Genomic DNA, 13753 nt, shown 5'->3' on the forward strand with positions numbered 1-13753 from the left:
TTAATTTTATTATATTTTTATGTTATAAATAGTTTAATTTTACTCATAAAAAGTTATTGCAAACTTCCTAAGATTTTAGTCAAATTATCATCCATTCGTTCAAGATATGTTTTATCATCTTCCTTGCTTTCGATAGTATAAATAGTTTCTACCTTAGCGCCTACTTCTTGAGCTAATGTCTTAGATACTTCTGGACTAGCCATTTCTTCTGCGAAGATTGTGGTAATCTTGTTTTCCTTACAGTATTCGATGAGTTTAGCCAATTGTGCCGCATTTGGTTCACCTTCTGCAAATACATCTTCTACGCTATTTTGTTCTAATCCAAAGTCACGGCATAGATATGCAAAAGCAGCATGACCTGTTACAAAGTTTTTGTGTGGAGCTTTTGCAAATTGACCTTCATATTTTTGAATCATCGCATCTAATTTTGCCACATAATCATTGTAGTTCTTTTCGTAATAATCCTTGTTCGTAGGATCTACCTTTACCAATGCATCCTTAATATTTTTAACTTCGATCTTAGCATTTTTCAAAGACAACCATGTATGAGGATCTTCTGCGCCATGTTCTTTAATTTCGTCAGGATCTGTGTTCTTAATAGCCTCTACACCGTCAGATGCTTTCACAGATACAAGTTTGTCGTTTTTAGCCGCATCAATCGCTTGTTGCGCCCAAGGTTCCATGCCAAGTCCGTTATAAACAAATACTTGCGCTGATGCTAATTGTTTCATATTCTCTGGTTTTAATTCAAAGTCATGTGGTTCCGTACCATCTGGAATAATCGTAGATACCTCTACCTTATCGCCACCGATAGCCTTCGCAAATTCAGACATAGCATTAAAACTTGTTACCACTTGGATTTTCTTACCTGCTTGTTCCTTTGGCGCATCATTACCACAGCCTGCAAATAGAGCAGCCATCAGCACGCCAACTACTAACAATACCAGTTTCTTGACCATAGTAGGCCTCCTTTTTCTAAATCCTGAGTGCTCATGCTATTATAGTATATATAGTATTCTTTACTTGCAGTTGCGACTCAGTTGCATTTGTAATATAGTTATAGTATAAACGTAGTAATAATTTTGTCAATCAGAAAAGTGGTTTTTATGTTATCAATTCAACATCTTTATTTTTCATACCAAGGTCAACCGCCCTATGTGCTAAATGATTTAAACGTAGAGATGCATAGCGGCGATTATATTTCCATCGTAGGCGACAATGGTTCTGGTAAAAGCACCCTCTTGCGCCTCATTCTAGGTTTTCTAACGCCTGTAAAAGGTTCCATCACATGCAACACGAACAATATTCGTTATGTATCACAAAAGAATGATTTTTCCCATGCTGGATTTCCTATTACAGTCTATGAAATTCTAGATTCCTATCGCAAGCTATTGAACATCAAAGATAAGCATGAAGTGAATCGCGTTCTTGAACTCACACATATGACAGAGTTTAAAGACCGCCTCATCAGCAAATTATCCGGCGGTCAAGCACAGCGCGTTTCTATCGCACGGGCCCTTATCGGCAATCCAGATCTCATCATTCTCGATGAACCATCAACGGGCATCGACCGCAAGAGCCAAGAAGGTATTTATGCCCTCTTGCGCACACTAAATCAGGAACACCATATTACTATTATTTCTGTAGAGCATAATTTGGAAATGGCTCTTGCAAATTCGACAAATATCTATCACATTGCAAATGGTCAAGGTCATCTCTGTTCCCCTGAACAATATGCTTGCGAAATCATGCATAACACGGGATGCAATTCTGTGGACCATGAAAACTGTTCCTGCTTTACAGATGTGACGGCTCAGGCTCAGGCTCAGGCTCAGGCTCAGGCTCAGGCTCAGGCTCAGGCTCAGGCTCAGGCTCAGGCTGATGATACAACATCTAAGGAGGTGCGCCATGTTTAATTATGATTTCATGCAAAATGCCTTCTTCGTAGCAGTCTGCATTTCTCTATTATGCCCATGCATCGGTATATTTATGGTACTACGCCGGTCCAGTATGATTGGCGACACCATGAGCCACGCATCCCTCGCCGGAATTACCCTAGGCTTATTGACCAATACGAACCCTATATTAGGGGCTTTCATATTCACCGCTATCTGCGGCGCTCTTATCGAGTTCTTGCGGAAATACTTTTCTCACCACCTCGATTTGATTCTTACCATCATCTTATCTCTCAGCATCGGTACAGCCATTACCCTCATCAGTTCGGGCAAGCTGAAAGCTAACGCTAACGTGTTCTTCTTCGGTAGCATCTTAACCGTAAATACTACAGATATGATTAGCATTGCAGTACTTACCATATTATCTGTGTTAACCTTGTATTTCCTCTACAACTCACTGCTCTACATCGCCTACGATGAAGAGGCAGCACGAGTAGCGGGTGTAAAAGTGGATTTGATTAACTATGTATTTGCTATCTTAATGGCGGCAGCCGTATCCATTTCCATCAAAATCGTCGGCGTTCTCGTATTAAGTGCCATGATTGCCTTACCGGTAGCCTCTGCATTACAATTGGAAAAAGGTTTTAGAACAACCTTACTCTGCTCCATTGGATTTAGTTTACTGGCCATGATTATCGGCCTATTCGGATCCTATTACCTCAACGTAGCACCAGGTGGCTTTGTATCACTTACATCGGTATTCATCCTATTGGTAGTACTCATTATCAAGAATATTAAATCCATTATTCGGAGGATGCAATTTAGTAAATAAATAGTATGTGTACAAGAGTACATACAGTTAATAGTTACCCCATAATAGAAAGCGTTATTATGAATACAACACATTGGCCAGAAGGCATAAAAAAGACCAAACAGCGCGAAGCTATTTGGTCCGTATTAAACTCAACGGATAAACCGATTACCGCCATCGAAATTGCTGAACGATTAGGCGATGGCAGCACCACCTGGATGTCTACCATTTACCGCACCCTTGAGTTATTAGAAACAAAAGATATCGTTACACGTACCACCATCATGGGTAGCGACATGGCGTACTACGAAATTACACCCCATACGCACCGTCACTATGCGGTATGTACAAAATGCGGTGCTATGATACCTCTACATACCTGCCCCGTCGTAGAAATGCCACAGGAACTTACAGATGTAGATTTTACAGTAACAGAACATCACCTAGAAATTGCGGGAATCTGCAAGGACTGTAAAAACAGATAAAACGCCAAAAGGGCCCCTAGTCTAATGTACTAGGGGCCCTTTCATATGGGATATCTAATATCAATCTATATAGTTTTTAATCGCTTCATTGAACAATGTTACCTTATATTCGCGAATCTCATAGGTTGCCAATTGCTCCGCATAATATGCGTCAAATTGTACCGCCTCTTCTAAGTCCTCAACTGTTCCTTGAGCGATAATAAGGCTTTCACCAGAGTTATCTGGTCTTGAGCCAAACATTAAAAATTTTCCTGCATCAAAATATGTTTTATACCAGATATGATGCTTCTCTCTCATTGCCTCGAATGCTTCCGGCGGGATGCGATTCATATCTAGCTTGATAGAAATCGTATACATAATAGGCTCCTATATCATCTTTCTCTACCATACTATATATCCCTCTCTTATGTATAGTATAGCATTTTTCCAATAATGTATCCATTGCACAACAATTAACAGGGCCTAGTCGTATGTGACTAGGCCCTGTGTATTATGCATAGTATAGGATTTTATACGCTTTCACCAATTACAACATCAATGGAGCAACAACGAAACCAAGTGCTACAGAAATAGCAATGGCAAGTACGCCTGGGATGAAGAAGGGATGGTTAAATACGAGATGACCGATTCGGGTCGAACCTGTATCATCCATTTGTACAGCCCCCAAAAGTGTTGGGTATGTAGGTAGTACAAAGAGTGCAGATACGGCCGCAAAGGATGCGATAATGATATATACAGATCCCGTATTTTCCGGTGTAATACCTAAAGCAAGGATTACTGCCGGTACAAGTGCTTGTGTAGTCGCTGCTTGGCTATACAAAAGCGTACTAGCAAAGAAGAAGGCAACTGCTAACAAGAATGGATATGCCGTTACCATGCTAGAGGCCATGGCTTTAATTTCAGGGATATGACCTTTTACAAAGGTATCGCCTAACCACGCTACGCCGAGAACACAGACGCAAGCAGATAAACCAGATTTGAATGTACTTGTGTTGACAAGTTGTGCTGTATCTAATTTACAGAAGAATGTGATAGCCGCTGCAATAATCATCATGAATCCGACGATGGCATCGTTTCGACCAAATATAACCGGTTTAATGATACCGATATTCTTGGAAATCGCTGTTGCATAGAATACGATACAAATGATACCGATTAAGAAGATTAATACAGATTTTTTCGCACCTGGTTTTAGATGGAAATCCACATTCTTTTCGCGAGGTGGTGCCACATGGCCTGCGGCCAAACGTTCTTGGTAAACAGGATCAGAAGACAAATCATTGTTCGTAAAGGTCGACATGATAAAGGCAGTAATCATAACCGCAATAAATGTTGTGGAAATACAAATACCAAGCAATGTTGGATAGCTAACACCGAACGGTTCAAGGAATCCGCTCATAGCAACAACCGCTGCGGATACAGGGCTTGCGGTAATACCGATTTGACTGGCTACAACGGCAATCGATAGTGGTACGGACGGCTTGATATTCTCGCTCTTTGCAACCTCTACAATTACAGGAATCATAGAAAATGCCGTATGACCTGTACCAGCCAAGATTGTCAAGAAATACGTAACTGTAGGAGCTAAATAGTTGATGTGTTTAGGATTTTTACGCAAGATATTTTCCGCAATGCGTACTAAATAATCTAAACCACCAGCCAACTGCAATGCACAAATTGCGGCAATGGCTGACATAATGATTAAGATAACATCCCAAGGAATTTGCCCTGGGAACATCCCCATACCGAGGCTCAGCAATACGACGCCGAGGCCGCCAGCATAGCCGATGCCCATGCCACCGAGGCGTACGCCCAAGAAGATGGCACCGAACAAAATAATGACTTGCATAATTACATAAATGTCCATACGATGACCTCCTTTGAATATATATACTATACATATATAGTATCATAGATATGCAGAATAATCATCGTATTTTGAGAATGTATAGAATATATTTTACATTATGCAAGTAAAATGCCTTTTATTATAGAATGATTGGCTTCAAATCTTCTAATACGCCCTCTTCTTCTGTGGCACGTTTAATGCTTTCACCTACGATGCGAACCATGTCTTCCAATTGTTCCACCGTGGATGCCAATGGTGGCATAAGGATAACCACATCGCCGATTGGGCGGCAAATAAGGCCTTGTTCACGAGCTAAAACGGCAACCTTTGCACCTACCGCATCATTTGGGCGATACGCTTCGTGAGTAGCAACGTCCTTTTCAAGTTCAATACCTACAATAAGACCTCGTTGACGTACTTCTTTAACGTGCTTTAACGCTTCGATAGGTTTAAGTGCCTTTGTGAAAGCCTCAATCTTCGCAGATAATCCTTCGATAACCTTTTCATCGCGGAATACTTTCAACGAAGCCAATGCAACAGCACATGCCAAGGCATTACCGGTGTAGGAATGGCCATGATAGAATGTTTTCTTTTCTTCAAATGTGCCAAGAAATGCATCGAATACGCGTTTTGTAGTCAATGTAGCGGCCAACGGCAAATAACCACCCGTAATCCCTTTGGATAAGGTCATAAAATCAGGCGATACGCCTTCATGTTCACAAGCAAAGAATTTACCTGTACGGCCAAAGCCTGTTGCCACTTCATCAACGATGAGGAATACATCATGTTTGGCAGTTAACTCACGAACGCGTTTTAAATAGCCGTGAGGCATAACAAGCATACCGGCCGCAGCTTGCACTAATGGTTCCATAACCAGAGCTGTAATTTCATCTCCTTCTTCATTGAGGATACGTTCCAATTCTGCTAAGGAATCTTCAAATGCTTTATCTCGATCTGCTACATCACGGTATACACCAGGGCTTGGCAAGGTTAAAGGTTTGAACAACAAATTATGGAACACTTGATGGAACAACTGAATCCCACCTACGGATACAGTACCTAATGTATCACCATGATAGCCCGCATTGAGTGCAATAAATTTCGTTTTCTTTGTTTGACCTACTAATTGACGGTATTGGTACGCCATCTTAATAGCGACTTCAATAGCCGTACTACCATCATCGGATAAGAATACCTTTTCCAAACCTTCTGGTGCCAATTCAACTAATTCTTTACACAACTGCGCTGATGGAGGACTCACCAATCCGAGCAATGTGCTATGCGCAATCTTATCAACTTGGTCCTTCAACGCTTGATTAAGCACAGGATGATTATGTCCATGAATATTAACCCACAAGGATGATACACCATCATAATACTTTTTACCCTTGTCATCGATCAAATACACGCCTTCACCGCGTTCGATAACTACAGGTTCTTGTGCTAACCAGTCTTGCATTTGCGTAAATGGATGCCATACAAATTCGTGGTCCCATTGTGCAATTTGTGAAAGTTGTTTCTCTGCCATCATAACACCTCATACTTAAGATTTTATATCTATACTATCTACTTAATTCCAGATTCCTTGTATATAGAGCTTTCACTAAATGCCCCATATAGTTTGCCAAATCTTAGCCGAATCTAAGAACGAACGCCCCCAACCAAGTTTGATATGAGCTTGATTAGGTCCTTGATATGGAGGAAGTACACCGAGCACCGGAATACCGGTATACCGTTCCATATCCTCAATATTCGTCTTTAATAAGAATGGATCCACCACAGTCGTATCATTTACAATGATTCCTTTTACATCAATATGATGCTGTTTTGCATACTCATACGTTAACACAACGCGATTGATAGAACCCAGACGCCCATCAGCAATCAATATGGCAGGATATGCAATATCCGTCATAAGATTTGTAAACGTAATATCCTTAGTAAGAGGCGTTGTAATTCCACCAGCCCCTTCTACAAATGTAATATCGTGTTGATTTACAACCGTTTTTACATGATCTACGATTTCCGGATAATCGATCTCTACACCGGCCAACTCTGCCGCCAAACGCGGTGAATAATCCCCTGCCAATGCAATAGGATTCACCTCGCGACGACGGGACTCAGGAATACCTACAGACTGCATCAAATAGGTGGCATCCTTACTTTCAAGACCCATGCATATTTCATCTTCATCCATCGTTCCGCATTGAGAAAACGGAACCGCACTAGACGACACAGGCTTAATCATGCCCACATCAAAACCATCGTCCACTGCTAAGGCCCCAAGCAAACCTGTGACAAACGTCTTACCTACATCCGTATCCGTACCAATAATAGAAACACCTAACTGTCTCATACGAGCACCTCTTTACCATATCAAATCAGCATTAACAACTATGCATATATAATTAGTTGACAATTTAATTACAGTATAAAACTTACAAATAGAACAGTCAACTATATACAATCTATACAGGTTGACAATTTTCAGCTATAGCAAGAGCCCCCCATACCCTCGCAGCGACATTCCACTCTTAAATATAGAGAGATTCCGCTATATTGAGCGGGTAAGCATAACCCAATGAGACTAGTTTACACGCAAAGTAAATAGAAATAGAGGGTCCCTTTCCACAGCGACTTTGGCCCTGCGAAGGCCGTAGGCCGGAGTCAGACCCGGCCGGTGTTCTCTCTCATTAAATGCAGAGGAATTCCGCTACATTGTGGTTATGAGAAAACTCGATGGGACCTAATTACATCTATAGTTATAGCAAGAGCCACGCATACTCTCGCGCGACTTTGGCCCTGCGAAGGCCGCAGGCCGTAGTCAGACCCGGCCGGTGGAGCGAGAGTATGCGTGGCTCTTGATAACCTAAATGTAGAATTGTAATAGGGCCCCATCGAGTAGATGATTAAACCTCAATATAGCGGAATTCCCCTGTATCAGGATCCATCATCCCCCCATAGAATCCCATGCCTCTTGGGAATAATGGATGGTGACGCAAGAATTTAACTGTATAGCGTACATTTTCTTCAGAAATGTGGAAACGGTCCATCCAATCGATAAGACCTGGTTCAATCATGCGAATGGCATCTTCATTAATGCCTTTGGCTTTCATAGAGTCCATAAATTGTTCTGCGGAAAAGTCAATCATACCACAGTTTTCGTGACCGATGACGATTACATCTTCGATGCCCATGCCATATGTAGACACAAGCAAGCTTTGAACGATGTTATCAATCGGTTGCGTTACGCTGTTGCCGGCCGTCTTAATTGTAATGACCTCGCCGCGATCAAATCCCAAGGATTCTTCGAGCATCCCCACTAAACGCGTATCCATACATGTTACAATGGCTAATTTCTTTGTAGGATGACTAGTTAAACCCTTTTGAGCAAGCTCAGGGTGTTTAGCTACATATTCTTTGTTTTTTTCAATGATACCATTAATATCAATCATAATGCACCTCGCATATTCTATGAGACATGTTGATGTTCTCTACGTATTTTACTAGGAATCATATTTCATTAAGTATAATTATCCCGTATAAGATTATATAAAACTTTCACCATAAGATACAATACTATAAGCTATGTATACAAGATACTTAATGAGGAATCCCCCTCGATTAATTCCCCCGATTATGTTACTATTAAGTCGTAGTTTATTTATACATCCTGTGCGATACCACAGCGATGTATGTACCAAGTAGGTACAGTTAGGAGGTTTTATGATGGGTATCAATGCAAAAACACTGCCAGGCATATTGCTTTGTGCAATTCTAGCTATTCCATGTTGGCTATTAGGACAGCATTTTCATTTTATCGGCAGTCCAATCTTCGCTATTATCCTCGGTATTATTATTGGTTCTTTATTCACATCTTGGAAACGAGAAAAAACGGGCGCCGGCATTGGATTTACGTCTAAAAAAATCTTACAATGGGCCGTTATCCTTCTCGGCTTTGGTCTTAACATCACCCAAGTATTGCATGTAGGTTGGGTTTCCTTACCAATTATCATCTCAACCATTGCCACATCGCTTATCGTTTCTTTCATCATATTCAAAGCCACGCATATCGATTCTAACACAGCCGTTTTGATTGGCGTTGGTTCTTCCATCTGTGGTGGTAGTGCCATTGCGGCGGCGGCGCCTGTTGTGAAAGCTAGCGATCAAGATATTGCACAAGCTATTTCCGTTGTATTCTTCTTCAATGTAGTCGCTGCATTCGTATTCCCACCTCTTGGCGATGCTATTGGGTTGTCTAACATGGGCTTTGGCCTCTTTGCGGGCACAGCCGTTAACGATACATCATCCGTAACAGCTACTGCTGCTGTTTGGGATAGCATGAAGGGCACAGGCACACAAGTTCTTGAATATGCAACCATCGTTAAATTGACACGTACATTGGCAATCATCCCTATCTGTTTAGGTCTTGCTAGCTATCAAGTGTACAAAGCCAAACAAGCGGCTAAGGCAAGTGATAACGCTGAATCTGTTAATATTGCAGCAATCTTCCCTAAGTTCGTTCTTTACTTTGTCATTTGTTCTCTTATTACAACTGTATTGTCCTATGCAAATGTGGACATTCACTTCTTAGACATATTCAAAACTATTTCTAAATACTTTATCACCATGGCCATGGTTGCTATTGGGCTTAATACAAATCTTGTTAAGCTTATTAAATCTGGTGGTAGTGCCCTTGCATTAGGCGCTGCATGCTGGATTTGCATCGCCCTCGTCAGCCTAGGGATGCAACATGTTATCGGTTTATGGTAAAATAGAATAAAGCTTCGTTTAATACAGAATAGATTTCTATGTAGTACTTTATAACACTACACAGGGGTCTATTCTTTTATTATACGTACCAAATTTACCAAAACGTATCATCCATCAAGAAAGGAGGATTATCTATGTATTTCCTGCAAGGTTTATTAGTAGGTCTCGCCACGTTTGCACCGATTGGGATGCAAAATCTATTTATCATTAATACGGCCCTCGTCCAACCATTGCCACGTATCCTGTTAACTATCACTATCATTGGTCTATTCGATATGACCTTGAGTACGGCGGCCTTTTACGGCATTGGGGCGCTCCTCGAGGCATGGCCAGTCTTCAACCTGATCATTCTCATTGCAGGCGGCTTGCTCGTAGCCTACCTAGGATACAAAACATTTAAAACTACACCTTCACTCAAAAAGGTTGATACGAACATCCCCATCAAAAATATCCTGTTAATGGCACTTCTCGTTACATGGGGCAATCCGCAAGCAGTCATCGATGCATCCATGATGCTCGGCGCCTTTCGCGCTAATATTCCTGCTGAAAGCATATATCACTTCTTCTTTGGATTCCTCGCGATGACACCGATTTGGTTTGGATTCCTTGCTGGAACCATGTATATACTAGCTAAGAAAATTAAGATATCCCATCTCGTATGGATCAATCGCGTATGCGGTACCGTATTAATCATATATGGCATAAAGCTCGTCTATGATGGCATTCTAATGATGCTGTCCATATAAACACAAAACAGGTATCGCCTGAAATCACTACACCATAAAGCTGTGTGGTTTTAGGCGATACCTGTTTTATTCATATATGTTGTTATTTAAAACTCATCGAGGACCTGTAGGAAAATATCTTTAAATGCCTCTGCATAGGTATTAGGATTTTGTGGACTCACATAGAAATAGTAATCCTTTTCTATAGGTTTACCATTATTTAATATACATTTTCGCTCAATACCTGGAATGGTATCCACTAGATACTTGAATCGGTCTACCAATAATATACCTTGTCCAGCACCAACGAGAAAACGGGCTTCTTCAAGATTTTTAACTTGTAGGAACGATCCCATAAATCCCATCGATTTTCGATAGTTTTCCTCTTCATCTAACCGTTGGTCATCATGACATACAAGAATTAACGGCAAATCTAATAATTCTTTCAGCTCTACAGCCCCCTCCGGTGTATACCCCTTGGGCACCTCTGCTATAACGGTGGCCTTACTAATAGGATATGCTACATAATCATTATCCGACTTAATTTGCCAATAGTCATTAAAAATGATATCCACCAAATTATCATCGATCATTTGATTCAATTCAGAATGGCTGCCACTATACATACGCACATCGAGGTCACGATACCGTTTTGTAGTGCGCATTAATGCCTGCTGCAATGCAATGCCACTATAGCGATTTAAATAGCCAATACGCAAATACTTACGCTCATTTTTACCGACACGCACCGTCTCATCTTGTAAATTTTTAACACGCGTCATCAGCTGTTTACCATTCCGATATAAATATTCACCAGCCGGTGTTAGATGAAAGCTACGCTTTTCACGTATCATCAATGGAACGCCAAGGCTAGCCTCCAAGGATTTAATTTGTTGTGAAATAGCCGACTGAGACACATAGTGCTCATAGGCTGCCTGTGTAAAGCTGTTATGCTCTACAACAGAAATAAAATACTCCAATTGTTTTAATAACATGATGAACTCTCTCAATACACACAATCTCAAACAATAAACCTGTCACTATCCAGACATCTAGATACTCTCTCGCAACAGGCTACGCCACACAAATATAGCGGCTATAAAAAAGATACTAGCAGTACTCCAAAATACCATGCCATAACCAAACCAATTAGCGATCATACCACTAATCATAGGGCCCAACACATTGCCCATCATGGCTACACTGGATACAGCACCAAAGACAATACTTCGCCGCTCTTTGGGAACAGCCTTTGAAATCAAGGTATTCGCTATAGGCGTAATAAAGCCCATAAAGAATCCTGCAATGGTTCTAAATATACCTAAGCCCCACACATTTGGCATAAGATATTGGAGGATAAAAAATCCGCCTACACCACAGGTGGCCGTCAATAATATATTCGGCATAGACATCCATTTAGTAATGCGACCGATTGAAATCGATGCTAGTGCACTAAACAGACCGGCCCCAAAGATAATAACACCTACAATGGTAGCCACAAAATCATCATTTACTTGCATATAGTGTTTAATGTAGAGTGGCAATATAGGGCCTATACCGGTAATACCAAAGTTACATAAAAATTGCATAACCACGAGCAATCGTACACGTGGGATAGCAAGAAATGATTTAATTAATGACCATTGGGACTCATTACTATCTACCTTATGCGCATGCTGTAGATTAGGCATGAGTAGGTACACACCTAACAAGCACAAACCTGATAAGATGGAAAACATAAAGAACGGAGCCCGATAGCCTAATAAATCGGCAGCAAGACCACCCATAAGAGGGCCAAAAACAAGACCCATCACCATCGACGCTTGGTACAATCCCATTGCCCATGGTACGCGTTCCTCTGGTGTGATTAATACAATGATACCAAGTCCAATGGGTACAAAACCACCCACTAAGCCTTGTAAGGTACGCAACACTAACAGCTGACTCGGCGTTTGTGCAAAACCGGCAGCCCCTACAGCTAGCATCAGAGTGGCAAGGATGAACATCATCACCCGCCGAGGCCCTAGTTCATTGGCTTTCCTGGACCAAAAGGGAGCACTCAAGGCTACCATACAAGGTGTTACACCAGATACAAGACCGGCCCACATAGCAGCCTCTCCTTGATTGGTGAGCCCTAGATCTACCAAATATAAAGGTATAAATGATAATACGCCGATAATAGTAATGCCCGCACCGACTTGTATAGCGCAAATCAAATAGATGATGCGCTTCCATGAAATATCCATACAACCTTCAAGCAATTAATCAAAATACATTATTTAGAATATATTTACATAAATATATTAAGATAACTTACCTATATATTGTATCGTAAACACACAAAAAAGACCATCTCTTATGTACTAATAAGTAAAGATAGGCACAAAAAAAGCTCTCATCTCTTAGTAATAGACGAGAGCTTCTATTTATAAAAAATATATACTACATTCTTAGTATTGCTTTTGTTTGATCATCCAATAGATGTAATAAATAACCAATGCATAGGTTAATATATCAAATACAGGTAAGAATGGTACCATTTTGGACAAACGACCAAAACCATGAACATGAATGTTTGCTGCAATGATGGCAATAAGATTTAAACGATGAATCCAAATCGCTTTCTTACGAGATACGGATTTTGCCATATTTCCAATCCAAGGTGTTAAGTATAGTACACCAAAGATAAGAGCAATAAACATGGCTCCAAGGGAGATATAACCGCCCCAAAAACCTAAGAAAGATTTTAGGGCCTTTAAGAAGTATACATACCAGTGAGCACAGACTAAGACAACGCTGACAATACCTACAATACGATGCACTTCAAACATTTCTTTTGGATTATATCGTTTGATAAACCATTTTGGCTTCGTTGCAATGTAGGTTAATACAAGCCATGCAGCATAGGGAATTAAACCTAAATGAACCTTCCAGTTACCAAATGATCTGCCGCTAGTTACATAACCATATTCTACCATTCCCATTAAAATAAGTGCTAACACAGCGATCCAAATAAGAATATGATACTTACTCTTAAATTGTTTCTTCACTACTTCTGCCATTATCGAGACTCCTCACAGTTAAATATATATGATGTTAAATAATTCCACATAAGATAATACCAATTTTCATTCTCACAGTAAAGTGAAAATGTATACCAATCTCACATAAAAACATGAATATTTCTCATATAGCAGGAATATGCCCAGATTACA

At 40.6% G+C, this 13753-nt stretch carries 14 protein-coding genes; 5 read left to right on the plus strand and 9 right to left on the minus strand.

What is annotated here, in order from left to right; translation table 11 throughout:
* Positions 1 to 53: 53 nt before the first annotated feature.
* The gene (locus HMPREF1477_RS05505; RefSeq protein ID WP_005381389.1) at positions 54 to 959 is read right to left on the minus strand and encodes a metal ABC transporter substrate-binding protein; all 906 of its coding nucleotides are present in this window, start codon (positions 957 to 959) and stop codon (positions 54 to 56) included.
* Positions 960 to 1106: 147 nt separating this feature from the next.
* On the opposite strand from HMPREF1477_RS05505, the gene HMPREF1477_RS05510 reads away from it, so the two are divergent.
* Genes HMPREF1477_RS05510 through HMPREF1477_RS05520 form a run of 3 tightly spaced genes read left to right on the plus strand, consistent with a single transcriptional unit; the run spans position 1107 to position 3191 of the window.
* A complete protein-coding gene (locus HMPREF1477_RS05510) occupies positions 1107 to 1916 on the plus strand; it encodes a metal ABC transporter ATP-binding protein (protein ID WP_016476114.1) in 810 nt (269 codons plus the stop codon).
* Positions 1909 to 2727, plus strand: a complete 819-nt coding sequence (locus HMPREF1477_RS05515) for a metal ABC transporter permease (protein WP_005376649.1) — start codon at positions 1909 to 1911, stop codon at positions 2725 to 2727. The genes HMPREF1477_RS05510 and HMPREF1477_RS05515 overlap by 8 nt, the downstream gene beginning before the upstream one ends.
* 59 nt (positions 2728 to 2786) lie before the next feature.
* Complete coding sequence (locus HMPREF1477_RS05520) at positions 2787 to 3191, plus strand: Fur family transcriptional regulator (RefSeq protein ID WP_016476115.1); 405 nt, start codon at positions 2787 to 2789, stop codon at positions 3189 to 3191.
* A gap of 60 nt (positions 3192 to 3251) precedes the next feature.
* On the opposite strand, the gene HMPREF1477_RS05525 is transcribed toward HMPREF1477_RS05520, so the two are convergent.
* The 5 genes from HMPREF1477_RS05525 to HMPREF1477_RS05545 all read right to left on the minus strand — a co-directional run bounded on the left by HMPREF1477_RS05525 (position 3252) and on the right by HMPREF1477_RS05545 (position 8495).
* Complete coding sequence (locus HMPREF1477_RS05525) at positions 3252 to 3548, minus strand: YciI family protein (protein ID WP_016476116.1); 297 nt, start codon at positions 3546 to 3548, stop codon at positions 3252 to 3254.
* Between the two features lie 169 nt (positions 3549 to 3717).
* Positions 3718 to 5058, minus strand: a complete 1341-nt coding sequence (locus tag HMPREF1477_RS05530; protein ID WP_005376674.1) for an anaerobic C4-dicarboxylate transporter — start codon at positions 5056 to 5058, stop codon at positions 3718 to 3720.
* A 121-nt stretch (positions 5059 to 5179) separates the two neighbouring features.
* A complete protein-coding gene (gene bioA / locus HMPREF1477_RS05535) occupies positions 5180 to 6568 on the minus strand; it encodes an adenosylmethionine--8-amino-7-oxononanoate transaminase (protein ID WP_016476117.1) in 1389 nt (462 codons plus the stop codon).
* 75 nt (positions 6569 to 6643) lie between these two features.
* Positions 6644 to 7396: a dethiobiotin synthase gene (gene bioD / locus HMPREF1477_RS05540; RefSeq protein ID WP_016476118.1), complete on the minus strand. Its 753-nt coding sequence runs from the start codon at positions 7394 to 7396 to the stop codon at positions 6644 to 6646.
* A 553-nt stretch (positions 7397 to 7949) separates the two neighbouring features.
* On the minus strand, positions 7950 to 8495 hold the full coding sequence (locus tag HMPREF1477_RS05545) for a carbonic anhydrase (RefSeq protein WP_016476119.1): 546 nt from the start codon (positions 8493 to 8495) through the stop codon (positions 7950 to 7952).
* 274 nt (positions 8496 to 8769) lie between these two features.
* Between HMPREF1477_RS05545 and HMPREF1477_RS05550 the strand changes: the two genes are divergently transcribed.
* Both HMPREF1477_RS05550 and HMPREF1477_RS05555 read left to right on the plus strand, forming a co-directional pair.
* Complete coding sequence (locus HMPREF1477_RS05550; RefSeq protein WP_016476120.1) at positions 8770 to 9813, plus strand: YeiH family protein; 1044 nt, start codon at positions 8770 to 8772, stop codon at positions 9811 to 9813.
* A 134-nt stretch (positions 9814 to 9947) separates the two neighbouring features.
* Positions 9948 to 10559: a LysE/ArgO family amino acid transporter gene (locus HMPREF1477_RS05555; protein WP_016476121.1), complete on the plus strand. Its 612-nt coding sequence runs from the start codon at positions 9948 to 9950 to the stop codon at positions 10557 to 10559.
* A gap of 86 nt (positions 10560 to 10645) precedes the next feature.
* Here HMPREF1477_RS05555 and HMPREF1477_RS05560 read toward each other — a convergent pair whose 3' ends face one another.
* The 3 genes from HMPREF1477_RS05560 to HMPREF1477_RS05570 form a co-directional block, all read right to left on the minus strand.
* Entirely contained in the window at positions 10646 to 11533 is an 888-nt protein-coding gene (locus tag HMPREF1477_RS05560) for a LysR family transcriptional regulator (protein ID WP_016476122.1), read from the minus strand.
* A 57-nt stretch (positions 11534 to 11590) separates the two neighbouring features.
* Positions 11591 to 12784 (minus strand): MFS transporter, encoded by a 1194-nt coding sequence (locus HMPREF1477_RS05565; RefSeq protein ID WP_016476123.1) that lies wholly within the window; start codon positions 12782 to 12784, stop codon positions 11591 to 11593.
* Positions 12785 to 12988: 204 nt separating this feature from the next.
* The gene (locus tag HMPREF1477_RS05570; RefSeq protein WP_005381414.1) at positions 12989 to 13600 is read right to left on the minus strand and encodes a hypothetical protein; all 612 of its coding nucleotides are present in this window, start codon (positions 13598 to 13600) and stop codon (positions 12989 to 12991) included.
* Positions 13601 to 13753 lie beyond the last annotated feature (153 nt).

Source organism: Veillonella sp. HPA0037 (assembly GCF_000411535.1).
Classification (GTDB): domain Bacteria; phylum Bacillota; class Negativicutes; order Veillonellales; family Veillonellaceae; genus Veillonella; species Veillonella atypica.